This window comes from Specibacter sp. NPDC078692, assembly GCF_040686835.1.
In the GTDB taxonomy this organism is placed as follows: domain Bacteria; phylum Actinomycetota; class Actinomycetes; order Actinomycetales; family Micrococcaceae; genus Specibacter.
The window spans coordinates 82,759-107,017 of sequence record NZ_JBFBLV010000007.1 but is presented as its reverse complement, the minus strand read 5'-3'; the positions used below and the strand labels follow the sequence as shown (position 1 = coordinate 107,017).

The 24,259-nt window shown below is 57.3% G+C and carries 17 protein-coding genes; 15 read left to right on the top strand and 2 right to left on the bottom strand.

From position 1 onward, the window contains the following. Positions 1 to 15: 15 nt before the first annotated feature. Positions 16 to 4,275 carry an FtsK/SpoIIIE domain-containing protein gene (locus AB0O97_RS07415; RefSeq protein WP_363881382.1) on the bottom strand — a complete coding sequence of 1,420 codons (4,260 nt, stop codon included), beginning with the start codon at positions 4,273 to 4,275 and terminating at the stop codon, positions 16 to 18. A 276-nt stretch (positions 4,276 to 4,551) separates the two neighbouring features. Here AB0O97_RS07415 and glf point away from each other — a divergent pair, with 276 nt between their 5' ends. The 5 genes from glf (at position 4,552) to AB0O97_RS07390 (ending at position 11,438) form a co-directional block, all read left to right on the top strand. After that, entirely contained in the window at positions 4,552 to 5,736 is a 1,185-nt protein-coding gene (glf, locus tag AB0O97_RS07410) for a UDP-galactopyranose mutase (protein ID WP_363881380.1), read from the top strand. Positions 5,737 to 5,828: 92 nt separating this feature from the next. Beyond that, complete coding sequence (locus AB0O97_RS07405; RefSeq protein WP_363881466.1) at positions 5,829 to 7,748, top strand: glycosyltransferase; 1,920 nt, start codon at positions 5,829 to 5,831, stop codon at positions 7,746 to 7,748. Between the two features lie 6 nt (positions 7,749 to 7,754). After that, positions 7,755 to 8,633 carry an ABC transporter permease gene (locus AB0O97_RS07400; RefSeq protein WP_363881378.1) on the top strand — a complete coding sequence of 293 codons (879 nt, stop codon included), beginning with the start codon at positions 7,755 to 7,757 and terminating at the stop codon, positions 8,631 to 8,633. Between the two features lies 1 nt (position 8,634). Then, positions 8,635 to 9,363: an ABC transporter ATP-binding protein gene (locus tag AB0O97_RS07395; protein WP_363881376.1), complete on the top strand. Its 729-nt coding sequence runs from the start codon at positions 8,635 to 8,637 to the stop codon at positions 9,361 to 9,363. Next, positions 9,360 to 11,438: an acyltransferase family protein gene (locus tag AB0O97_RS07390; protein ID WP_363881375.1), complete on the top strand. Its 2,079-nt coding sequence runs from the start codon at positions 9,360 to 9,362 to the stop codon at positions 11,436 to 11,438. The genes AB0O97_RS07395 and AB0O97_RS07390 overlap by 4 nt, the downstream gene beginning before the upstream one ends. Before the next feature lie 247 nt (positions 11,439 to 11,685). Here the strand turns inward: AB0O97_RS07390 and AB0O97_RS07385 are convergent, their stop codons facing one another. After that, the gene (locus AB0O97_RS07385; RefSeq protein WP_363881373.1) at positions 11,686 to 13,686 is read right to left on the bottom strand and encodes a DUF6541 family protein; all 2,001 of its coding nucleotides are present in this window, start codon (positions 13,684 to 13,686) and stop codon (positions 11,686 to 11,688) included. A 321-nt stretch (positions 13,687 to 14,007) separates the two neighbouring features. On the opposite strand from AB0O97_RS07385, the gene AB0O97_RS07380 reads away from it, so the two are divergent. From AB0O97_RS07380 to AB0O97_RS07335, 10 genes are all read left to right on the top strand, one after another. Next, positions 14,008 to 15,297, top strand: coding sequence for a nucleotide sugar dehydrogenase (locus AB0O97_RS07380; RefSeq protein WP_363881371.1), 1,290 nt, complete (start codon positions 14,008 to 14,010; stop codon positions 15,295 to 15,297). A gap of 46 nt (positions 15,298 to 15,343) precedes the next feature. After that, positions 15,344 to 15,940 (top strand): acyltransferase, encoded by a 597-nt coding sequence (locus AB0O97_RS07375; RefSeq protein WP_363881369.1) that lies wholly within the window; start codon positions 15,344 to 15,346, stop codon positions 15,938 to 15,940. After that, on the top strand, positions 15,937 to 17,028 hold the full coding sequence (locus AB0O97_RS07370; RefSeq protein ID WP_363881368.1) for a DegT/DnrJ/EryC1/StrS family aminotransferase: 1,092 nt from the start codon (positions 15,937 to 15,939) through the stop codon (positions 17,026 to 17,028). The genes AB0O97_RS07375 and AB0O97_RS07370 overlap by 4 nt, the downstream gene beginning before the upstream one ends. 2 nt (positions 17,029 to 17,030) lie before the next feature. After that, entirely contained in the window at positions 17,031 to 18,026 is a 996-nt protein-coding gene (locus AB0O97_RS07365; protein WP_363881366.1) for a Gfo/Idh/MocA family oxidoreductase, read from the top strand. Positions 18,027 to 18,046: 20 nt separating this feature from the next. Beyond that, complete coding sequence (locus AB0O97_RS07360) at positions 18,047 to 19,186, top strand: glycosyltransferase (RefSeq protein ID WP_363881364.1); 1,140 nt, start codon at positions 18,047 to 18,049, stop codon at positions 19,184 to 19,186. 92 nt (positions 19,187 to 19,278) lie between these two features. After that, a complete protein-coding gene (locus AB0O97_RS07355) occupies positions 19,279 to 19,917 on the top strand; it encodes a glycosyltransferase family 2 protein (RefSeq protein ID WP_363881363.1) in 639 nt (212 codons plus the stop codon). A 4-nt stretch (positions 19,918 to 19,921) separates the two neighbouring features. Beyond that, positions 19,922 to 20,272 carry a DUF2304 domain-containing protein gene (locus AB0O97_RS07350; RefSeq protein WP_363881361.1) on the top strand — a complete coding sequence of 117 codons (351 nt, stop codon included), beginning with the start codon at positions 19,922 to 19,924 and terminating at the stop codon, positions 20,270 to 20,272. Between the two features lie 145 nt (positions 20,273 to 20,417). Continuing rightward, positions 20,418 to 21,872: a lipopolysaccharide biosynthesis protein gene (locus AB0O97_RS07345; RefSeq protein ID WP_363881360.1), complete on the top strand. Its 1,455-nt coding sequence runs from the start codon at positions 20,418 to 20,420 to the stop codon at positions 21,870 to 21,872. 60 nt (positions 21,873 to 21,932) lie between these two features. Then, positions 21,933 to 23,102, top strand: a complete 1,170-nt coding sequence (locus tag AB0O97_RS07340; RefSeq protein ID WP_363881358.1) for a hypothetical protein — start codon at positions 21,933 to 21,935, stop codon at positions 23,100 to 23,102. A 13-nt stretch (positions 23,103 to 23,115) separates the two neighbouring features. Further along, on the top strand, positions 23,116 to 24,246 hold the full coding sequence (locus AB0O97_RS07335) for a glycosyltransferase (protein ID WP_363881357.1): 1,131 nt from the start codon (positions 23,116 to 23,118) through the stop codon (positions 24,244 to 24,246). Positions 24,247 to 24,259: the final 13 nt, after the last annotated feature.

Sequence of the window (24,259 nt, the reverse complement as noted above, 5' to 3'; positions counted from 1 at the left end):
AGAGACCCAGGCACGCTAGCCAGAGCTGGCCGTTGGTGAACCCCCGCTGAAGGGGAACTGGAACCACTCCCTGCGTAGGGCATCGATCAAGACGGCGCGTCCGGGAGGTTCTGATCCGGCAGTGTCTAGCCGAACGCCGAAGAGTTCCCCATCTGTGGCTCGCTGCGGCCGCAGGACCACCCCCTGTTGGGCGGTCCTCAAGCCCCATTCAAGCGGTAGGCGCGACATCGCAGGCCCAGGATAGGGCAGAGCTACTACCAGTACACCTCCTGCAGCTAAGTATTGGTTGGCGATCTGAAGCTGCTCCGCTGCCAGAGTTAGGGGGTTGTCTGCGAGCAGCACTTTGCTGGTCGTGTCAAAGGACGTGTCGGCCGAGACATCGCTCAGCCAGGTTGCGGTGGCAAGGTGTGCAAGCATCCGCAGGAAGCTGCTCTTTCCTGTTTGTGGACCGCCCAGCACGGGAAGTACGGTGCCAGGTTCGAGTCGGACGCTCACGGGATCTTCTCCGTCCCCGCCGATCCCCATTATCAGCGACATGCCAGCACCAGTGCCAGAAGAGGTCTGAGGGAGCGCCGCAAGGCCGCTCAGTTCGGCGAGTTTGATGAGTTGTGCCGGGGAGACGGACTCCGGCAAGGGGCTGACTCGCAGGGCTCGCCCCGTAAAAGAGTGTGCTCTAAGCTGCCGTGGTTTTCTGGAAACCGACATTGTCGCCGTGGACACACCCAGCTGCGCTACGTGCATGCTATTCGTGAGCGGATCGGCATTGACAGAGTTGATGGGTCCGTCCACCGCGGCCCGCCCGGGCAGCGGAGCAAACTGTGGAATGCGCGGCCACAGCATTGTGGATTCCGCAGGGCTCCCGTTGCTCAAATACATTCTGTTGGGAATGGCGGCCATGAATCCAGCGGTGAGCAGCTCCCGTCCACCGCCAACCACCACGATCAGATTCTTTCCTCCGAAGCGGACCAACTCAGCAATGACATCTTCGGCCTCGTGCCACGGGCTAGATCTGAAGGCAGAGGCCCAACGGCCCCAATCGGTGATGCACAGCAGCAGCGGGTGTGTGCTGGTTCCGGCAGAATCCCTCAACCGCTTGACCAAATGCGCCGCTGCCCGCAGATGCTGAGGCGTCAAATAACTACCCACCCAAGAATTGGTGGCGAATTCCTGAAGCGAACCATCGGCATCGAGGAGGTACAGCAAAGGAACCGTGGAGGAATCTGACTCCGGTGCGTCCGTGGGCTCCGGTAAGTCGGCCGCGGAATACAAAACTCTGTCCACCAATAGAGCCACGGCACGGGAGGTTTCCGAAGCCGTCCCGAAACACGCCACATGGGAATGCTGCAGAGGCAGCCACACTAGGGGCTTCAGGCGCTGCTGTTCCGGTAAATCCATCAGCCCCAGTAACACTGTTCCTGGGCCGCTCGCAGCCTCCGCCACCGACAGGTGCTCGGAAAGGTCATTGAGCATGAACTTTCCCTCGTCGGCAAGGGACACTTCGCTCGGTAATTCGGGAGCCACCACGGCCGGAGCAGCAACTAGGGCAGAGTCGTCCGCGCAAGCCTGGCGCCACGCCTGCGTCATCAGCTCCGCCACTCCATCAACTCCACTGGCGGTCGCTGTACCTGCAGATCCCGCCCATGATCCCGAAGCGCCACTGTCCAGCTCCGCTTCGTCCGCGCGCTTCACCCGCGGCACAAGTCCCGCGCCAGAGAGCGGCAAGCCCAGAACAGCGCTTTGAAACTCTTCAGCACCACCACCCGCCCGGCTGATATAGGCACGACCTGGAGTGGCGACGGCGATGTCTGCCGCTACCGTGCTGCCAATAACGTCGACCGAATCAAAGCCGGATTGCACCCGCAAACAAATGGAACTGGTGACGTTAGCGCGAATATCGGCGTTCACCGCACCTTGAGGCCGTTGCGTGGCCATAACTAGGTGAATACCCAAAGACCGTCCCACCGCAGCAATCCGCATGAGCTCGGCCATAGCCTCAGGGAACTGGTCCACCAACACACGGAATTCATCAATCACTATCACCAGGTGTGCCATGCCATAACCGGAAGCGCCGTTTCCCAGCAGGTGAGCGTGGGTGCGGTAGGCGTCACTGTCAGCAGTATCGACTGTCGACAGTGCGGCTTCGCGCCGGCGCAACTCCGCCCGCAGCGACGCCAAGGTTCGATCCAGCCCGTGGCCACCCAGATCGGTGACCAGCGAACTGGTGTGCGGCAGCTTCCCTAAGGTGCCCAGCCCAGCACCACCCTTGAAATCAACGAAGACAAACTGCAGGTCAGCAGGGGAGTGGGCGCCGGCAAGACTACCCACCAGGGTCCGTAGAAACTCCGACTTTCCCGAACCAGTAGTCCCACCCACAAGCAGGTGCGGGCCGTCCTGCTGAAAATTGAACAATGTGAGTCCGGCCAACGACCTACCGATGGGCACCGGCAGCAACGGGCCACCCGCTGACCGCGCCCATGCCGTAGTCAAGGAAGCGGCATTGCACTCCTCGGATAATGGAAGATAATTTGCGGCGAGGGAACCGTCGGCTTCTTGCCTCTGTGTAGCCGCCATCCAGGCACGACGCCGGGCATGACCAGCAAATACTTTTGGCGGCACACCGTCGGGAATGAAATCCTGTCCAGCCCACGAAGCAGCAAGACCTGGTCCATCCGCACGGAGCATGATCAGGTTTCGCTCCGAGGAAGCTGCCGGACCAGTATCGGTATCGTTCACAGTGAAGTGGAGAGTACGGACGCAGGAACCCCAAGCCATTCCAGCACTATCAACATTCCCCACCATGAGGAGCACACAAGGCGCCGCATAGGAGCCGTCGCCAACAGGCCGGGATGTGCTGGCGAGCGCCTGCTGCGTGGCAGCTGCGGAAAGGGTGACTCGGGTGTGGGGCAGGAATCGGGCAGCCCATGGAAGGCTGTCCGCCGGACCCCACAAAACCACTGGGATAGCGGCCGCATCAAGTTGCATCAAAACGAAGTTCAGCAGCGCCAGAACTGGTCCCCCGGGACCGCCGATGGTCGTGGGCTCCACGCTTAAAGGAACGGTGAAGGGCTGCGCATGCAGGCGAGGAGCAGTAAACCCCGGATCGTGAGGTTCCGGGGCGATTTGTGCGGCACGGGATGCAACCCCCACCCGAATGGCAAGCTCAAGCGGAGATGAGGAATCTGGCCCCGCAACTGTGGGGGTGGGTTGGCTGCTTGGGAGCTCCAACACGAGAGTTGCGGCGTCAGGAAATGTCCGCTCGGCCCGCTCGGTGTCGCGGTCAACGGCGTGTGAGACCTCGACGCGGAACGCCTTGCGGCGTCTGCCTCCGCCAAGTAGCGGGACAAGCACGGTCACCGCTCCCATGGCAGCGAAGGCCAGAAACATCGGTGACCCCGTAAATACTGCCAACGCTGTGCCCAACAACAGTGGAAGCAGCCCCGTCAGCAGCATCGTTAATGAAGCGCGGGAAGACCCGGAAAGATGGGGTAAGGCAATAGTCTCCGTGGCTGAAAGATTCAGTAGGCCGGCAGCAGCGGTCGTTGCAGTCACGGATGCTCCTCGAGTCGACACGCCGCTAGCAGCAGCACCAGAAGAAGAACAGGCATTAGGCGCGGACACCGAGGAGCTCAGCGGTGAAGCATCGGTGGGATGTTGTGGGGGAAGTCGGAGCTCCACAAGGGAGTTCCCGCAGCTGACGCGGTGCCCGGTCTCCAGAGTTACTGCGTCATTGATGGCTTGGGCGCTCGCCGTAGGCCCGTCTGCGAGCCGATGAAGTAAGAATCCCGAGGAGCCGTGAGCCGCCGTCAAGGTGATACGTGCGGAGCCCACCACCAAGGTTCCGTGGTGCCGGGACAGAGCAGGATCCGGCAGATGCAGCCGGCACTTCCCTCGGCCCAGACTGTACGTCCCTCGATGCAGAGCAAAGACAGTTCCAGCGGCAGGACCTGAACAAACAACCAAAAGTGCCAAAGCCCCAGCGCCTGAAGATTCTGCCGCGTCGTGCGTTTCAACCCCTACGGGCACCGTGCCGGCAGGCCACGCAACGACCACTGCCCCGTCGCACAAAGGTGCGGTTCCGGGAGTCAGCGTGTCAAGCGACTGTCCGGCCACTGTGAAGACACAGCCTGGCCATTGCAATTCCAATCCCTGCCGTAGAGAGACGCCGGAGCATCCTGCCCCAGCAGCACCGGGCGGCCACAAGATACTGAGCTCCTGCGCCGAAAAACCCGTATCTTCCGCAGAAGCCCCTGCCACCAGTGTGATCTCCAGCCTCATCGCTCCTCCCTGCCAGGCCAACTCGCCAGGGCTGCCAGCCCGGTCCGTAACCGCCTTCTCACTCCGAGCCTAGAAGAGTGGTGCGCGGTGGTGGGGCCGGACATGGTGCTTTGTGAGGACGGAAAGCGGACACGCCAGCTGTGGGGGAAGAAACGGCGGCGCCTGTGACCGTTGCCACGTATGCAGGGCCCATAGATAACGGTCAGGTAACCTAGGGAGGTAGACCATGGCACTGCTGTGCCCAATACATCGCCACCAAGCATTACGGGAGAGTTTGTGAACGCTGACCTAGTCGTCGTCGGTTCGGGTTTCTTTGGCCTGACCATTGCAGAACGTGCCGCCACCGAGTTGGGCCTGAAGGTTGCCGTCCTGGACCGCCGCCACCACATTGGCGGCAACGCCTACAGTGAGAACGAGGCGCAGACCGGCATTGAGGTGCACCGCTACGGCGCGCACCTGTTCCACACCTCCAACGAGCGCGTGTGGGAGTACGTGAACCGCTTCACCGCGTTCACCAACTACCAGCACAAGGTGTACACCTCCCACAAGGGTGAGGTCTACCAGATGCCCATCAACTTGGGCACCATCAACCAGTTTTTCCGTTCGTCCATGGGCCCGGGTGAGGCGCGTGCGCTGATCCAGGAGCAGGCTGGCGAGCTTGCCGGCACGGATCCCACGAACCTGAACGACAAGGGCATCCAACTGATTGGCCGCCCCCTGTATGAGGCGTTCATCAAGCACTACACGGGCAAGCAGTGGCAGACGGACCCCAAGGACCTGCCGGCCGAGATCATCTCCCGACTGCCTGTCCGTTACAACTATGACAACCGCTACTTCTCCGACACCCACGAGGGCCTGCCGGTAGACGGCTACACTGCGTGGATCGAGCGTATGGCGGACCACCCGAACATTGAAGTCGTGCTGAACACTGACTTCTTTGACGACGGCGTGTACGGCCGCAAGGCTGTCACCGGCCAGGTCCCGGTCATCTACACCGGCGCCGTGGACCGCTACTTTGACTACGCGGAGGGCGATCTGTCCTGGCGCACCATTGATCTGGAGCAGGAAGTTCTCCCCATTGAGGACTTCCAGGGCTGCTCGGTCATGAACTACCCGGATGAGGAGCAGAAGTTCACGCGCATCCACGAGTTCCGGCACTTCCACCCGGAGCGCTCCTACACCAAGGACGCCACGGTCATCATGCGCGAGTTCTCCCGCTTCGCCGAGAAGGGCGACGAGCCGTACTACCCCGTGAACACAAGCGATGACCGCAGTAAGCTGCTGGCCTACCGCGACCTGGCCCGCGGCGAAAAGGACGTCCTCTTCGGCGGACGCCTGGGCACCTACAAGTACCTCGACATGCACATGGCCATCGGTTCGGCCCTGAACATGTACGACAACAAGATCAAGCCGCACTTCACCGGCGGTGCGAAGCTGCAAAGCGGAGGAGTTGACGCGTGAGCGTAACTGAGAGTTTGGAAAGTACGACGGCGGCACCCGAGGCCCAGCAGTGGCGCACACTCCAGCGGGTAATACTGCCGGAGCAGAGTCAGATGGACACGGCGCCTCTTTACATGGACACCGGAAGTGCCATGGGGGTGCAGATCCCTACCGTGGGAGCCGGCAACACCATGCGAGATGCTCAGACGTCCCAGACAGTGAGCGCCCCCAGCAAGGAAGTCCACGTTGAAGACTTCCTGTCTCGTTATTCAACCTCGGTCCGCCCCGGCGAGCGAGTTTCCTTTGGAACGTACTTCAATGCCTTCCCGGCAAGCTACTGGCGCCGCTGGACCACTGTGGACAGCGTCCGGCTCACCGTAGCCACATCTGGAGTCGGCGCGGTGATCGTCTACAAGTCGAACGCCCGCGGCGCGCTGCAGCGCGTAGACTCCGTCCGCGTTGAAGGCGATGCAGTCAGCAACTTTGACCTTTCACTGAAACCGTTTGGCGACGGTGGATGGTACTGGTTTGATCTCGTTGCGGGATCTGCGCCGCTGGTACTCAAGGGCGCCGAATGGCAGTCCGAAGGCGAGGCGCGGACACCCGGCACCATCACGCTGGAAATCACCACGCTCAACAAGACTGACTTCTGCATCAACAACCTGCGCCTCCTCTCGGAGGACCCGCAGGCACTGGAACACGTCAAGGAACTGATCCTGGTGGACCAGGGAACCCAGAAGGTCGCAGATGCCGAAGGGTTTGCCGAGGTGGCACAAGCCCTCGCCGGCAAGCTGCGCATCATCAACCAGGACAACCTGGGCGGCTCGGGCGGCTTTGCTCGCGGCATGTACGAGGCCGTTCAAAACGGTAGCGACTACGCCCTTTTGATGGATGATGACGTCGTGGTTGAACCGGAGAGCATCATTCGGCTGCTGACGTTCGCCGATCTGTGCAAGACGCCCACCATCGTGGGCGGGCACATGTTCGACCTCTACAACCGCACCGTTCTTCACACCTTCGGCGAGGTCGTCAACCCGTACGCCTTCCAGCCCGACCTACCCAGCGGTGAGATGACCCTGGGCCACGACTTCGTGGGCTCAAACCTGCGCCACACCGGCTGGATGCACCGCCGCGTAGACGTGGACTACAACGGCTGGTGGATGTGCATGATCCCCACCCAGGTGATCCGCGAAATCGGCCTGTCGCTGCCCGTCTTCATCAAGTGGGACGACGCCGAATACGGCCTGCGTGCCAAGGCCGCAGGTTACCCCACGGTGTCCATGCCTGGTGCAGCAGTGTGGCACGTTTCCTGGATCGACAAGGACGACCTAGTTGGCTGGCAGGCGTACTTCCATGCCCGCAACCGTTTCATTGCAGCCCTGATCCACAGTCCCTACGAGTTTGGCGGCAAGGTGGTGCGCCAGTCGTACGCCTTCGACGTGAAGCACCTGGTGTCCATGCAGTATGCCACTGCCCAGGGCCGCATCATGGCACTGCGCGACCTGCTGAATGGCCCAGACCAGCTGCACAGCCTGCTGCCGGGCAAACTGCCGGAAATCCGCTCCATGATGAGCGGCTTTACCGACTCACAGTTCTCCGCCGACCCCGACTCCTACCCGGCACCGAAGATGGACAAGCCGCCCAAGCGCGGACAGGGTGTCACCCCGCCGTCATACGTTGGCCTGTTGCCCTGGGCTGCCAAGACCGTGATCCGCCAGCTGTCGCTGCCGGTGTCCGGCTCAAGCAAGGAACGCCCCCAGACCAACGTGGCCCACCAGGACAACCGCTGGTGGCGTATGTCCCAGTACGATTCGGCAGTGGTGTCCAACGCCGAAGGAACTGGTGCCTCCTGGTACAAGCGCGACCCCAAGCAGTTGCGCAAGATGATGGCGGAAAGTGCCAAGCTGCATGCTGCCCTGTTGCGGGACTGGCACAAGCTGAGCACGCAGTACAAGAATGCCCTGCGCGAGATCACCTCTATTGAGGCGTGGGAAAAGACCTTTGCTGCCCATAGTGAAAAAAGCGGGAAATAGCCACACATGACGCAATCGAACAGTGAGCTAGTACGCCCCGGTGTCAGTGGCGGACTGGCAGATGTGGTGCGAGCACGCTTCCTCTTGAAGCTTTTGGTCCGCAAGGAGCTGAAAGTCCGTTACCGCGGTTCTGTCTTGGGCCTGTTGTGGTCTTATGTAAAGCCCGGTGTTCAGTTTGTGGTGTTCTACGTGGCGCTCGGTGTTTTCATGGGGTTGGAACAAAGTCCGGCGAACAAGTCGGGGTTGCCCAACTATGCGATCTACTTGTTCTCGGGCATTGTTCTGATCAACTTCTTCACCGAAGCCCTGGGAAACGCGTCCCGCTCTATCGTGGGAAATGGCGGGTTAATCAAGAAAATCTACCTTCCGCGGCAGCTGTTCCCAGTTGCCTCGGTATGGGTCTCAGCCGTTCACTTCTTCCCGCAGCTATTGATCCTGCTCGTGGCCTGTCTGTTTAGTGGCTGGCACCCGTCGCTATTGCAAGTGGCTGCAGCGGTGATGGGGTTCATCATTGTTGCTCTGCTGGCTACGGGACTGGGCCTGCTCTTCGGTGCGGCCAACGTGTACTTCAGGGACTCGGAAAACTTCGTGGACATGCTCCTCATGGTTGCTACATGGGCTTCACCGGTGATGTACTCATGGACCATGGTGCAGGGTAAATTGGGTGATTTTTGGTTCTTTATTTATCAGCTGAACCCCATCACCGTGGCCGTGGAAACCTTCCACTATGCGTTCTGGCTGCCCACAACTGACGAGAGCGCCAGCATCCCACCCAACTTGTTGTCCTTATGGGTTCCGGTGGCATTGGTAACGTCAGCAGTTGTCCTTTTGTGGGGACAGCTGACCTTCCGCAGGCTTGAAGGCCGATTCGCGCAGGAGCTTTAAGATGACAATAGCCATCGAAGTAAAAGGCATTGACAAGCAGTTTGTGCTGCGGCATTCCCGCTCAATCAAAGAGGCATTTGTTTGGTTGATCAAAGGACGCAAGGGCGATCTCTCCGAGAAGTTCCATGCCTTGAAGGGTGTGGACCTGGATGTGAAGCAGGGAGAAACTGTTGCACTGCTGGGTTTCAACGGCTCCGGTAAATCCACCTTGCTCAAGCACATTTCGGGGGTGATGATCCCAGACAGCGGAACCGTCCGCACACGCGGACGGGTTGCCGGCCTTATCGAGGTTGGTGCCGGGTTCCACCACGACCTTTCCGGCCGTGACAACGTTTACCTCAACGGTGCCATCCTGGGCATGACAGAGGACCAGATCAACGAACGCTTCCAATCGATTGTGGACTTTGCCGAGATCGGCCAGTTCATCGACACGGAAGTGAAGTTCTACTCCTCAGGCATGTACCTCCGTCTGGCGTTCTCCGTTGCTGTCCACACAGATCCCGAAGTCTTCCTCGTGGATGAGATCCTGGCCGTGGGAGATGAGCCATTCCAGAAGAAGTGCATCGCCAAGATTCAAGAGCTGGCCGCTGAAGGTAAAACGCTTGTTGTTGTCAGTCATGATCTGGACCTCGTCTCACGAATCTGTAGTCGTGGAGTATTGCTGGATCACGGTGAAGTACGTTTTGATGGGCCCATTCACGAGGCTGTTGCAAAGATGCGCGGTCAGTGAAGCAGGGGTCATCGACTCAAGCCCGCAATAAACGCCTTGACCTTCAAGGGCTCCGAACCCTGGCAGTTGGGCTCGTCATCGTTTACCACCTGTTCCCAGGTAAGTTATCAGGGGGCTTTATTGGTGTTGACATTTTCTTGGTCATATCCGGGTACCTGATCGTAGGATCGCTGGTGCGGGAATTAGCCAATACTGGGACCGTGAAGCTAGCGACTTTTTACGCTCGAAGGATTCGGCGCCTACTTCCGGCCAGTACAGTGGTGTTGCTCAGCGTCATGGTGGCCTCTGTCCTCGTGCTGCCGCAAAGCCGTTGGCAAGAGGTAGCACGCGATGTAGTTGCCTCGGCCTTGCAAATTCAGAACTGGAACCAGGCCTTTGGGTCAACCAGTTATGAGTCTGCCGGAGAGCTCGTCTCTCCCGTGCAGCATTTTTGGTCTCTGGCGGTGGAAGAACAGTTCTATCTGATCATTCCGTTAATGCTGCTTTTGGCCGTTCTGTGTGGACGCAAAGTAAGACTAGACGCCAAGAGCTCTGCTCTGTGGTTTCTCGTCATTCTTTCAGCGGCATCCTTTGTTCATTCAGTTGTGTTCTCGTTCCAGAATCACGACATCGCGTACTTTGCCACCACAACACGTATGTGGGAATTGGTGCTGGGTGGACTTACGGCGTTAGTTTTTTCCTCGCTTCGGCTCAGCTCCCTTGCCCAGTTGGTAGCCGGGTGGATGGGATTGGCGATGGTGCTTGTCAGCGCAGTGTCCTTCCAGACAACGATGGCCTTCCCCGGATACATTGCCCTCCTGCCAGTTATTGGTACTGTGCTGATCATCCTCGCAGGGGCTCCTGCAAAGAGTGGCTACGAACTTAACCGATTTGGCTTCTCCCGTGTTCTGAGCTTGCGGCCTGTGACCTATCTTGGAGACATTTCCTACTCGTTGTACCTCTGGCATTGGCCCGTCATTGTTTTCTATATCTTGCTCAAAGGTCACCATCCGGGCGTTGGCGGCGGTGCAGGTATTCTGACGCTCAGCCTTGTGCTCGCATCGCTTAGCTACCACCTGATTGAACAACGCTTCCGCTCCGGCAAGCCATCAGTTCAAGCTGGAGGACGAAGGTTCCGTCCCAGAGTAAGGAACCATTCAGCCTACGGTTTGGCGGCGTGCCTCATTGTGGTGAGCTGTCTGAGTGCTGCCTGGCCGTGGTCTGTGGTCCAGTTGAAATCGGTTCAGGCTGTCCCAGAAACGGCGTCTGCTGACTATCCGGGTGCGATGGCTTTCGATGCAATCAAGCCGGCCAAGGTTCCATCAGGAATCCCTATTAGCCCGGATCCCGCAATTGCCATGAAGGATATGTCCCGAACTTACAAGGACGGTTGCGCGGTTTACGACCCTGCAAAGATATCAGATTCGCAGTGCCAGTATGGAGATATCGGGGGATCCAAATCCTTGGTCCTGGTAGGCGACTCGCATGCCGGCCAGTATCTGGACCCTCTGGCAGCTATTGGCAGCAGGAATGGTTGGAAGGTCCGTGCCATGGTTCGTGACGGCTGCCCGTTTAGTGCGGCACCTGCCTCAAGTGCCACTGCCACGTACACGAACTGTTCGAGCCAGAATGCAGTTTCACTGAAAAAAATTCTCAAACAAAAACCTGACCGGGTCGTGATCTCTGGCATGACGCCTTACGGATACAAGAAATCGCTGAAATGGGGGTGGGCCAGTGACGCTGTTCTGGTTGAAGGCTATGTCAAGATGCTCCGGCCGCTTCAGGCTGCCGGGATCACAGTCAGTGTCGTAGCAGACATGCCTTACCCAGAACGATCAATTCCCGATTGTGTGGTGCAGCAAGGCGCTGGCGCAGCGGAGTGCGTGACCACCCGGAACCACCTCAAAGATCCTTTACTGACCGCTGCATTGAAAGTGGGAAACGTCCAGACTATTGACCTGACTTCTCATCTTTGCAAGACCGACTCTTGCCCGCCGGTGATCGGCAACGTCCTGGTATTCCGAGACAATCACATGACCACAACCTTTGCGAAGACATTGGAAGAACCACTGGCAGAGGCACTCGGTCTGCTGTAATTTCTTGGATGCCAAGGGCTGAGACGATTTCATCCACGCCGGTTGGACGGTTGCCTATTCTTTGTGCACGGAAGACTTGAAACGCGACGACTTAGCCACGAATCCGGGATACACCCCCGCTCAGGTTGCTCACACTTTAGGTAAAACGCGCCGATTGGGTCGGAATCAACTCCCTGGATCTTCCAAATTATTGCCTTGGATCGACGAGAATGCCAGGCATCCACGAAAAAGATCCAGGAGAGAGCAGCTAGCAGGAGATGAGCTCATAGAGTTTGGCCGTTCCCTGTCTATCTACTAGAACAACTCGCGGAGATCCACCCACATTGACGAATCCCGGGTACAGCAAAGATCCTTCGTAGAACCCGAGGTAGCTTGGGCCAAAATCCAAAATATACTGAACGTTCAAAGCCGTGGCCTGTTCGCAACTTGCGGATCCAGGCAATGCGTAAGCAAGATTGGTGGCCATGTCAGCAATGTGACGACCCGGTCCCGACGCCTGCAAACCGTATTGCGTCACTTTACGTCCGGAAACGGCAAAGGCAAAGGAACCACCATTGAAAGGATTTACAGCGATAACTGCATCAGCGGGGACCGTTTCAGAAAGTCTTTCCATCAGGACTAGTTCATCAGTTGAAACCCACGGTTCAGCGTTGGCACGCAACGCAGATGAAATAGGTGGAGTCAATGAAATTGGCAGACTTACTCTGCTTGGATGCACTGCCGTAAGAATCAAGGCCCCGATGACCAAGCTGCCAGCGACAGTCTGGACAGTGGTAGTTTCCAACCGGTCAAAGTCAAAGGAGGGAAAACGCCTCAGTCCTTCCAGAGCCATGGCCACTCGTTGAGTGAGGATATCGGCAATTCCGGCAATTCCGGCCGAAGCCAGTACCACCATGAAGATCGGAATCAGCGCAGCTAATCGGGGGGTGTCTTCATACCAAATACCCACCAGAATATTTCGCAAAGGACCACTTGGAGCAGCGGCAGCCACCACGTAGAGACCAGCGGAGAGCGCGAAGGCTCCAGCCATCCAGTACCCTTTTCGGCGTATGACAATGAAAATAATTCCGACTAAAGCCAACACGGAGGCGGGCCAGTTGAGACTGTTATTTGTCAGTCGGCCGGTGGCAACGTTCGCGAGTGCCTCCCATGCGCTTCCGCCCGGCTGCCATTGGTCGTAGGAGAGGACTAAAAGACTCCAGACGACGCAGTAGGACATGACCACAGGAACTGCGAGTGCAAGGCATTGGAATGGAACTGCAAAGCGGTGCTTTTCCTCATAAAATCGCCGAAGATGCCGGGCACCAACACCGATAAGCATTGGCACTGAGAAAACCATCAATGCCGCAAATCCGTTGGGCTGCGATGTGAACAGAGCAGTACTGCCAATCGTCAACATCATGACCGATGCGTAGTGGCTCATCATCTTCGAGTGCAGTAGCCGGAACACACCCGCTAGTGCTATGAGGACTAGGGGTAACAGGCAGTACGACAGCAGATTTGGAAGCAACGGACCACGTTGGATTGCTTGGAAGGGGAATACCCAAAATGTCGCAGAAAGAATTCCAGCCCCCACGAGAACGACTGTTCTGCTTCCCAGAATGCTGCGTACCAGGGCAATACAGGCAAAGGGCCAAAGTACGGAACTAACTACGAGGGTCAAGACGTTTTCGGCCACAAACACATTGACTTGGCATAGTTGCGCAATCAGTGCAGCTATGGAATGCCAAGCTGCTGGATAGATGGCCCAAGCGCTATCGGGGTTAATCATTTGCCCAAGAGTCAACGACGAGGCGTTGCCGGTCTGAATGATGTATTGGATGGCATTGAGGTGAAAAGCGTTGTCATAGGCTTGGATAAAGCTATCTGGCGTACCAACGTCACGAATGAACCACCGTCCGATGAGGGACAGAGGCACAAGTAAAGCCGGCACGTAGACCAGGATTTCTTGCAGCCGCTGAGGTTGCGACAAAGGTGTGGACACTAGATTTGTAGGAAGCTGGGATCGAATGACCCAAACCAGCGCTGAAGCCGTTCCGGTGAATACCGCCAGGATCCAGATGTTCCAATGAAGGTTTAACAGTCCGCCGACTATTCCAGCAGCACCTACAAGTCCCGTAGACGCAACAGGAGCCATGGCTACGAGGGAAAAGCGACGAAGGCCGAGGGCCCAGCAGAGCAGCAAACCGGGTAATAGTAGTAATGCGAGGGCAACGAAGATGGAGGGCAGTGTCTGCCACCAGTTCATAAGAAAGTCTCGCTCCGTACTAGCCCAAAGGAATAGAGTACCCACTCCGTGGCAGTTATTTGCCTAAGATGGCGTGTGATCTTGCTCCCTAGTCTCATAGCCTGAGCGAGCGCTGGTGCAAAGTGGCGCATTCGGGGCTATGGGTGGGGATATGGGTTGGTGGGGTGAGTTCAGGAACAGGCAAAGTCTGCGATCAGGTCGGCGGTTTAGATCACATATGAAAGTGCCGAACAACAAATCCCTATAATCTAGTACCTAAGCCCTGACTTCGACTGTCCAGCTCGAGGTCGTCAATGCGCGAAAGAAGAAGGCTAAAAAAACGTGAAGATCGCTGTCATCGCCCTCGGTAAAATCGGCCTCCCCCTGGCTGTTCAGTTTGCTTCCAAAGGCCACGAGGTTGTGGGTGTCGACGTCAACCAGACCGTAGTGGACCTGGTCAACGCAGGCCAGGAGCCATTCCCCGGTGAAGCACACTTACAGGAGAAACTTTCTGAACTTGTGCCAGCGGGAGCGCTGCGCGCCACCACCGACTATGCCCAAGCTGTTCCGGGTGCCGACGCCGTGGTCCTTGTGGTGCCGTTGTTCGTTGACAAAGATGCCAATCCAGACTTCGGCTGGATGGATACAGCCACTGCTGAGCTGGCCCGCCACCTCACCCCAAACACCCTGGTTGCCTACGAGACCACCCTCCCTGTCGGAACTACACGTTCACGATGGAAGCCGGCCCTTGAGGCTGGCTCCGGTCTGGTTGAAGGTACGGACTTCCACTTGGTATTTTCTCCTGAGCGAGTTCTCACAGGCCGTGTTTTTGAAGATCTGCGCAAGTACCCCAAGTTGATTGGTGGACTTTCTGAAGCCGGTGCTGCCAAGGCCGTGGAATTCTACGAGTCTGTCCTGGACTTCGATGGGCGCCCCGATCTGAACCGCGCCAACGGCGTCTGGGACTTGGGTTCGGCAGAAGCTTCAGAGCTCGCCAAGCTCGCTGAGACTACCTACCGTGACGTGAACATTGGCCTGGCCAACCAGTTTGCCCGTTTCGCAGCAAAGACAGGCATCGACATCTACCAGGTCATTGCGGCTTCGAACTCGCAGCCTTTTAGTCACATCCACCAGCCCGGCATCGCCGTTGGTGGACACTGCATCCCTGTTTACCCGCGCCTGTACCTGTGGAACGATCCGGATGCAACTGTTGTACGAGCCGCCCGCGCAGCAAATGCCGACATGCCTGATTACACCGTTGGTCTTCTTGAAGGTGCCTATGGGGACCTGACCGGGGCACGCGTCGTCGTCCTCGGTGCTGCCTACCGTGGCGGGGTTAAGGAGACTGCGTTCTCCGGAGTGTTCGACGCTGTTGAAGCCATCAACCGCCGTGGTGGCACAGCCCTGGTTCATGACCCGATGTACACGGATGCTGAGCTGGAGAAGCTCGGGTTCCTCCCATACCACTTTGGTGAGGCTGTTGACGCCGCCGTCGTCCAAGCCGACCACTCTGAGTACAAGGATCTGACACCCGCAGACCTGCCCGGAGTCAAGACGTTTATCGACGGTCGGCGCGTCAGCTCAGCCGAGAAGTGGGACGGCGTCACGTACCGCGTCATCGGCAAAGCCTAATCACCATGCCCCGCGACGCATGGACTACGGATACGGAGAAAACAGCATGAGCTATGTAGCCCCCAGCGCAGACGTTTCAGAACAGGCTGTTCTAGGTGCAGGCACTAAGATCTGGCACCTTGCCCAGGTACGTGAGGATGCTGTTCTCGGGGAGAACTGCATCGTTGGCCGTGGCGCCTACGTTGGCACCGGCGTGAGGATCGGTGACAATACCAAGATCCAAAACTACGCACTGGTTTACGAACCGGCTGTGTTGGGCAAGGGTGTTTTCATTGGCCCTGCCGTGGTGTTGACGAACGACACCTACCCCCGCTCCATCAGCCCGGACGGTTCACTGAAGAGCGCCCATGACTGGACGCCGGTGGGCGTGACCGTCGAGGAAGGCGCGTCCATTGGTGCCCGGGCCGTTTGCGTGGCGCCAGTAACCATTGGCCGGTGGGCCACGATCGCGGCCGGTGCCGTGGTGGCCAAGGATGTTCCGGCTTTCGCACTGATGGTGGGAGTTCCCGCCCGCCGTTTGGGTTGGGTTGGCAAGGCAGGTTTCCCTCTCAACGCAGAGGGTGGTTTCTGGGTGTGCCCGGAAACCGGAGCAAAGTATGTTGAAGATGGAAATACCCTGAAAGAGGCAGAGGAAAACTCATGAGCCAGGACTTTATTCCCGCAGCAAAACCCATCATCGGTGACGAGGAACGTGCAGCTGTCGACGCCGTCATGCTCTCAGGCATGTTGGCGCAGGGCAAGGAGGTGGCCAGTTTTGAGGGCGAGTTCTCTGAGGTCTTGTTGGACGGCCGTGCCAGCGTTGCCGTGAACTCTGGCACCTCCGGACTGCACCTTGGTCTGCTGGCCTCCGGTGTGGGTGCAGGCGACGAAGTAATCGTCCCGTCTTTCACGTTCGCTGCCACTGGCAACTCTGTCGCTTTGACCGGCGCAACCCCGGTGTTTGCTGACATTGAACTGGATTACTACACGCTGGATGTGGCTCATGTGGAGTCACTCATCACGGAGAACACCAAGGGCATCATGCCTGTTCACTTGTACGGGCACCCGTTTGCTGCCGAGGCGTTTGCGGCGCTGGCCGATAAGCATGGGATCGATCTTTATGAGGATGCCGCCCAGGCCCACGGTGCGTCCGTTAATGGCAAGAAGGTGGGCACGTTCGGCAAGTTCGGCATGTTCAGCCTCTACCCCACGAAGAACATGACTTCCGGCGAGGGTGGCATGGTCTCTACCTCGGACGCGACGGTGGAGCGCAACCTTCGCCTGCTGCGCAACCAGGGCATGGACAAGCAGTACGAGAACGAACTGGTTGGCTTCAACAACCGCATGACCGATCTGCACGCCGCCATTGGCCGCGTCCAGCTGACCAAGGTCATGGGCTGGACCAAACAGCGCCAAGACAACGCCGCATTCCTGACAGCCAACCTTGAAGGTGTGGGAACACCTAAGGTTGCCGAGGGTGCTGAACATGTCTACCACCAGTACACCATTCGGGTTCCCCAGGGCCGCGACGAGCTGCATGCCCGCCTGCGTTCAGAGTTCAACATTGGATCCGGTGTGTACTACCCCGTGCCGAACCACCGCCTGCCCTCGTTCAACCGCACCGAGGACCTGCCCAACACGGAGATCGCCGCCAAGGAAGTACTTTCACTGCCGGTCCACCCGTCGCTGTCGCAGAACGACCTCGAGCGCATCGTCGCGGCCGTGAACACTATCGTGAAGGCTGGTGCCTAAGCATGGCTAATTTGCGAGTAGGCCTTATTGGTCTGGGCATGATGGGCCGCCACCACGCGCGGGTCATTCGTGAAGTCGAGGGCGTGGACCTCGTTGCCGTGGCCGACGCCTACGGTGACCCTCACGGTGTCGCCAAGGAATTGACCGTCCTGAGCAGCGTTGAGGAACTCATTGCCGCAGGCATCGACATGGCCGTTGCGGCCGTGCCCACCGGCATGCACGAGGAAGTCGGTTTGGCCCTAGCTGAGGCCGGCATCCACACACTGGTTGAGAAGCCCATTGCAGCCAGCGCGCCAGCAGGCCAGCGCCTCGTGGACGCCTTCGCGGCCAAGGGGCTCGTTGGCGCCGTGGGGCATATCGAACGGTTCAACCCCGCTCTGCAGTCTTTGCGCAAGCGCATTGCCGACGGCGAGCTCGGTGAGGTCTACCAGATCGCTACCCGCCGCCAGGGACCGTTCCCGGCCCGCATTGCCGACGTCGGAGTTGTCAAGGATTTGGGCACGCACGACATCGATCTGACTGCCTGGCTTGCCCAGAGTCGCTTCGAGTCGATGTTCGCCCAAACCACCACCCGCAGCGGCCGTCCCCACGAGGACATGGTCGCCGCAACCGGCAAGCTGGAGAACGGTGTCATCACCAACCACCTGGTGAACTGGCTTTCCCCCATGAAGGAACGGCTGACCATTGTCACCGGTGAAAAGGGCGCTTTTGTGGCCGATACGGTGACAGCAGACCTGACGTTCTACGAGAACGGGACAGTTGCCACCGAATGGGAGTCCATGGCCGCGTTCCGCGGCGTCTCCGAAGGCAATATGACCCGGTTGGCTATCGCCAAGCCGGAACCGCTGCGCACCGAACACGAAGCGTTCCGCGACGCCGTGTTGGGACTGCGCAACGACGTCGTCACCATGGCCGAGGGCCAAGATACCTTGGTGGTTGCTGAGGCTGTCCTTGAGTCCTCACGCACCGGTCAGAATGTGAGAATTGCTGCACTGTGATTTCGTCGAATTCCCCCCGGGTGGTTATCGTATCGAGGCTTTTCGCACCTGAAGTCGGAGCAGCCGCCTACCGACTAAAAGCGTTGGCAGAGGCTTTGACAGCTACTGGCGCCGAGGTTGAAGTGCTCTCGTCCAAGCCGCCCAAAGGGATGGAATTGCAGTCCACCCTGTATCCCGTGCGCCGCTGGCCGGTGCTGCGGGACGCTGGGGGCAATGTACGTGGTTACGTGCAATACATGAGCTTTGATATCCCGGTGTTCTTCAGACTGCTGTTTAGCAGGAAGGCTGATGTCGTGGTGGTTGAGCCGCCGCCCACCACTGGACTCATGGTCTCAATTGTGACGGCATTGAGGAGAACTCCATTCGTCTACTTTTCAGCCGATGTTTCTTCATCAGCTGCAAAGGGTATCGGAGTAGGTGGGGTTGTTCTGAGAGTTCTCACCGGCCTGGAACGTTACGTACTCCGGCGTGCCAAATCCATCTTGGCCGTATCGGATGGCGTGAAACAAGAAGTTGCCGCTCTGATCGGGAAGTCCGGCGATATATTCAACGTCGGCACGGGTGTGGATACTAGTACCTTCTCATTCCAAGGAGACAACAAATCTGAGGAAGGAAAGTATTTTGTCTATGCGGGCACGATGTCCGAGATTCAAGGAGCAGGAGTTTTTGTTGACGCATTCATCTCCGTAGCTGAGAAGAATCCGGATGTGCGGCTGGTGATGTTTGGACAGGGAATCGAACTACCGAAACTGAAAGAAAAAGCAGCACATCTCGGTGAGCAAATCCTTTTCAAAGATCCTGTTGCTGGAGCGGTTGTTGCCCAATGGTCGCGTAGTTCTTTGGCAAACTTGGCATCTGTTCGGCCAGGAAAAGGATACGATTTCGCCTTTGCTACTAAGGCGCTTGCGGGTCTGGCTGCAGGGACTCCCTCAATCTACGCTGGTGTTGGTCCTCTGAAGGAGATCATCATGGAGAACAACCTTGGCATAGGCTGTGACTGGGATGTGGAGCAGGTGGCTCAGGCAATGAGCCGAACCATTGAGAACCCCGTTTCAGCGGGGCGTAGAGCTGAGCTTTCTGCATGGGTGGAACAGAACCACTCGCTGTCAGCAGTGGCCGCGTCAGCTGCACAAATTGTCATTGCCGCAAAAAACACCTAAGGACCTCGTTTTCGCACTGGCGGAGACGATGTCGCTCGAACTAGTCACTATGGGATACTGATTTTGTGAGTCGCACTTGGATAGTCATACCGATGTACAACGAAGCTACAGTCGTTGGCAAAGTCATCGAAGGTCTCCTTCCGGATTTCCCCAACGTCGTTTGCATCGACGATGGCAGTTCTGACGGATCACAGAGGGTTGCAAGAGACGCTGGGGCGGTTGTTGTTCAGCACCCCGTCAATCTTGGTCAGGGTGCTGCCCTGCAAACCGGGCTCGAGTTTGCATTGTCAGACCCGGAAGTCGACGCCATTGTCACCTTCGATGCCGATGGTCAGCATCGGGTTGAAGACGCCAAGGAAATGGTAGCTAGGATCCTCTCGGGTGAAGCTGAAGTTGTTCTCGGCTCGAGATTTCTTGACGACAGAACAGTTGTGTCCAAGACCAAACGGCTAGTGTTGAAGGTTGCTGCTGTTCAATCGCGGTGGGCGACCGGCATGGCGCTGACCGATGCTCACAATGGGTTGCGTGTGTTTAGCCCAGACTTGGCCAAGAAAATCCGCCTGACCCAGAATCGCATGGCCCACGCGTCAGAGTTAGTTAATCAGCTGTCTGTGATCAAGCCGGTTTGGGTAGAGCATCCTGTAGAAATCATCTACACAGATTACTCTCGGTCCAAGGGGCAATCTTTGCTCAACTCAGTCAATATCCTCGCGGATCTCTTCCTTAGGTAAGCAAGTGCAGATAATTGTTCAGATCGTTCTCATCCTTGCCGTAGTTTTGGTGTCCCTCGCTTTGATGCGTGGCGGATCCAACGCCCGGCATCTTGCGATACGTCGCATTTTGTTAGTGCTGTTCGCGTTGGTGGCAGCATTTTCGGTCTTCTTCCCAAGTATTCTCACGAGCGTGGCTAATGTCTTCGGCATTGGCCGAGGAACAGACCTTGTGCTTTATGCACTCATCGTGACTTTCCTGGTCTTCATGGCCACCACTTACCAGCGCTTTCGCGGGTTGGAGACGTCCTTGACTTTACTATCGCGACGAATTGCCCTCGATGAGGCCGTCAGGCCATGGGAAGAGAAAGACTAGGCTCGCAAGAAGCCTCAGACAGTGGCACCTATCTGGGTGAAGCATTGTGTGAAACACTTTCGCCGACAATGGTGAAACGTAAATTTTCAAGCCTTTCTGGCCATAGATTCGCCCAGAAGGGCTACTTAAGGACGGCTAACTGCCAATGGTAAAGCTCGTACGACGCACCGACGTGAGCAAAACGAGTGTGGATGGTCTTTCCAAAAAATGGGGATTCGCCCTCATGGGAACCCTTTCCCAAGGTTTGGTGAGATTCCTTTACAACATCTTGTTGGGACGGGTGCTGGGGCCGGTTGCGCTCGGTACTGTGAATTCCGCCATGTCGGTGGCCTTACTACTGAGTCTGCTCTGGCCCACATCTGCCGGCCAAGCGGCCACACGTTATGTGGCCCAGAAACGTGGGCAGGGCAACCTGGATCAGGCTCAAGCGGTTGCAAATTATTTGGGCCGCAGAATGCTCGGTAGTGCTGTTGTGTTGGCCATGGCGACAGTGGGTGTTTGTCTTACAGTGCTCCACACGGAATTGGGAACCGCACTGAGTGCTGGATTCCTTCTTCTTGGGTATGCGGCGTGGTCGTTCACACGCGGTGTCCAATATGGAGCAGGTCAGATTGCACATGCCGCCGTGTGGGACGTGTTCAGCTCCATCGCCTCAATTGTCATGCTCATCCTTGTGTTGGGGTTTCAGTGGCACCCGATTCTTCTCATTCCACTAGCATTGTCATACGGCGTATATGGCGTGGTTTGCTGGCCCAAAAAGGGTGCAGCAAATTTGGACAAACTGTTCGTAAAGGAAATGAACAAGTTTGTCTTGTATGGGGTATTGGGCACCGTCTCGAGTACCGGATTGCTCCAACTGTCGATGATTGCCGCCAAGATAGTTGGTACACCGCACGATGCAGGGCTCTACGCGGCGGCGCTTAGCCTAGCCACACCGGCAACTATGATGGCTCGAACCCTGAGCCAAGTGCTCTTCCCGACACTGGCTGAAGCCGGAGGACGTGACGACGATTCTTCCTTACGCCGTCAAACCGACCTCGTTACCCGAGGGCTGGTGGTGACCATGATTCCCGTTTTTGGCGCCTTGGCCCTAGCGAGCCCGCTGCTGCTGAGAGTTCTATATGGCTCGAAGTTTGCCGATGCCGGGCAGCTGCTGCCCGTTCTCCTTATGGCGGTGATGTTCACTACACTTCCGGTAGGCGGTGTGAACCGGTTAAATGCAAAGGGCATAACTGGTGCTCGGTTTGTCTCTGTCGTTGCGGCCATGGGTTTGCTGCTGTCGGTTCTGCTGTGGCTATTGCTGGCACCCTCGATGGGCCTTATGGCCATTGCTGTGGGATATTTGACTACAACCGTGTGCACCTCAGTTCTGCCAATCGCAAAGAGCTGGGCAATTGATAGGCAGAAGTGGGCCGGTTTGTTCCTGCGCATGGGCGCCGGCGTCAGCATCGTTGCAGTAGGACTGGCTTATACTTGGGTGACCAATCCTGACCTTTGGGTTGGTCTTCTCATGGCCGTCATTTTCACCGGGTTGTGGATTTGGATTTCTCTTGGAGACATCCAGAAGCTAAGGTCAAGCCGCGCAACGGCGACGGGCTAGGCCAGATTGCGCCCAACCCAAGTAATTGGGGCACCAATGGAATGGACTCGAAGGACTTCAATGAAACCCAAAATTCTGTGCATATCATTTTCGGATATCAATGCGGATTCCAGGGTGCTGCGGCAACTGCAAATTCTGGCCGAATTTGGCGACGTCACAACTCTTTCCTACGGTTCGATGCCAACCGCGGCGGCGCACCATTTAGAGATCGACTCGTCGCTGCCTTCGCTCCCGCAGACGATTCCCGGCGTAGTCAACTTAGCGCTGCACAGATTCGAATCTGTCATGTTCCAGGCCCCTGCAGTACACCAAGCCTTTATGCTCGCTGGTGCAAAAACCTATGATCTAATTGTGGCCAATGAGGCCAGAGCTTTGCCGCTGGCCCATCGACTGGCAGAGCTAACGAGCCCAGAAACGCCTGTCTGGGGGGACATGCATGAATGGGCGCCGGAAGAGCGTGCCCACGTTCTTTCCTGGAGAATTCTGGTCAAGCCCTTCATGACCTATGTGTGCGAGAAGTACCTGACGAAGTCCTACGCCGTGACGGCAGTCAATGGCTCCATCGGCAAACTCTACGATGAGAAATTTGGCTGCAAATCTGAGGTTGTTCGCAACGCCGCTCGTTTCCAGGACCTGAGCCCGAGCGAGATGGTTCCGGACACAATTCGCTTGGTCCACAGCGGTGCAGCAATTCCAGGTAGAAACCTTGAAGGAATGATTGAAGCGGCTCTGATGTTAGGCCCCGGTTACTCATTGGATCTTTATCTGGTTAAGGGACGCGACGGAGGAAAGTACTGGGAATTCCTCAAGGGCAAGGCTGCCGGTTCAACTCAGGTCATCTTCCATGATGCGGTTGCCCCTGGTGACCTTGCGGCGACATTGAACCAATATGATGTCGGTATTTTTAGTCTTCCCCCCAAAACAACTAATCACAGGCTCATGTTGCCTAACAAATTCTTTGACTTTGTGCAGGCACGCCTCGCAATAGTTTTTAGTCCGTCTCCCGAGACGAGTTCGCTGATCGAAGCACACAATCTCGGTGCTGTCACGGAGGACTTTTCGCCAGAATCACTGGCGGCCGCAGTGCGGTCTCTTTCGCGTCAAGACATTCGCCTTTACAAAGAAAATTCGCATCGGGCTGCACAAGCGCTTAGCTCTGAGCAAGACGAAAACACAGAACGAGGCATCCTGCAACGATGCTTGGGACTCCAGTCAACCGACCAGAGCTGAAGGACCGGTTAGCGTGAGAGTCGCCCTGACAAAAAGTTCATTGTTGATTCCCCCGACGTATTTCGCAGTTGCTCACGCACAGAAAATGCGCAGTGACTTCGATTTTCGATTCTTCACGATGGCAGCGGAGATCCGAGATTCAGGGATTTCGGTTCCGATTGAGGATTTTGTCCCATTCCGAGACAAGCCCTTTGCCAGCAGGGAACGCTTTCTTCCCTTGGTCATGCCTGCCATGTCACGTTCCATTAGGCGCTTTGATCCATTTGTGATTCACCAGCATTTTGCCACATGGTCATGGCCAGCTGTTCGAGCGGCTAGAGCGGGTCATGCTCCTCTGATAACCACGCTCCATGGTTCCGATGTCGTCATGGCCGAGAGCCAAGCCAACACAGCCATGGCCAAGTGGCACCATCACAACATTAACCTCGTTCAGAAGCACAGTAGCAAGATCTTGGCTGTAAGCGAGTATCTGGCCAGTCAGGCCATTCGCAATGGGTTCTCCAGTAGGAAGATTGCCGTCCATTATCAAGGGATAGACACTGACGTCTTCCGCCCTCTGGATCCTATGCAGGAGAGCTCGGGTAACTCCTCCTCGCGGCCAATTGTGCTCTTTGTAGGAGCACTCAATGACCAGAAGGGCATCTTGCACCTGGCCCGAGCATCGACGGATCTGTTCAGATACATCGAGCATGATCTCGTGGTGGTTGGTCAGGGTGTGCACCAGGAAGAACTCCGTCACATGTCCCAGACGCATCCGCATATTAAGATGCTGGGGCAGTTGAGTCGTGCCGAGGTCCTGAAACAACTACAAACCGCCACGCTCTTGGTAGCGCCAAGCCGGTTGCACAATGGAGCACGCGAAGCTGCCGGGCTGGTCCTGTTGGAAGCTCAAGCAAGTGGTACACCAGTGGTGGCTTACCGGAGCGGTGGGACTCCGGAGATGGTCGGGCCCGACAGTGGTCGTCTTGTGACCGAAGACGATGTGGAAGGGCTAGGTAACTCCATCCGTAGCATCTTGGAACTCGACAGTGCGTCTTATTCGGCAATGAAGATTTCAGCGCGTGAATACGTTCTTTCTCAGAGGAGCTTAAGGCGAAGTGTGGAAGAACTGAGTGAGCACTACCTGGAAGTTGGCAAGTCATGATCGACCCACTTGC

Excerpts from the sequence above, each read along its gene's own strand:
- AB0O97_RS07400 (WP_363881378.1), top strand. The coding sequence starts at position 7,755 with ATGACGCAATCGAACAGTGAGCTAGTACGCCCCGGTGTCAGTGGCGGA.
- AB0O97_RS07395 (WP_363881376.1), top strand. The coding sequence starts at position 8,635 with ATGACAATAGCCATCGAAGTAAAAGGCATTGACAAGCAGTTTGTGCTG.
- AB0O97_RS07365 (WP_363881366.1), top strand. The coding sequence starts at position 17,031 with ATGGCTAATTTGCGAGTAGGCCTTATTGGTCTGGGCATGATGGGCCGC.
- AB0O97_RS07340 (WP_363881358.1), top strand. The coding sequence starts at position 21,933 with ATGAAACCCAAAATTCTGTGCATATCATTTTCGGATATCAATGCGGAT.
- AB0O97_RS07345 (WP_363881360.1), top strand. The coding sequence starts at position 20,418 with ATGGTAAAGCTCGTACGACGCACCGACGTGAGCAAAACGAGTGTGGAT.
- AB0O97_RS07375 (WP_363881369.1), top strand. The coding sequence starts at position 15,344 with ATGAGCTATGTAGCCCCCAGCGCAGACGTTTCAGAACAGGCTGTTCTA.
- AB0O97_RS07355 (WP_363881363.1), top strand. The coding sequence starts at position 19,279 with ATGTACAACGAAGCTACAGTCGTTGGCAAAGTCATCGAAGGTCTCCTT.
- AB0O97_RS07385 (WP_363881373.1), bottom strand. The coding sequence starts at position 13,686 with ATGAACTGGTGGCAGACACTGCCCTCCATCTTCGTTGCCCTCGCATTA.
- AB0O97_RS07405 (WP_363881466.1), top strand. The coding sequence starts at position 5,829 with ATGGACACGGCGCCTCTTTACATGGACACCGGAAGTGCCATGGGGGTG.
- AB0O97_RS07370 (WP_363881368.1), top strand. The coding sequence starts at position 15,937 with ATGAGCCAGGACTTTATTCCCGCAGCAAAACCCATCATCGGTGACGAG.
- AB0O97_RS07415 (WP_363881382.1), bottom strand. The coding sequence starts at position 4,275 with ATGAGGCTGGAGATCACACTGGTGGCAGGGGCTTCTGCGGAAGATACG.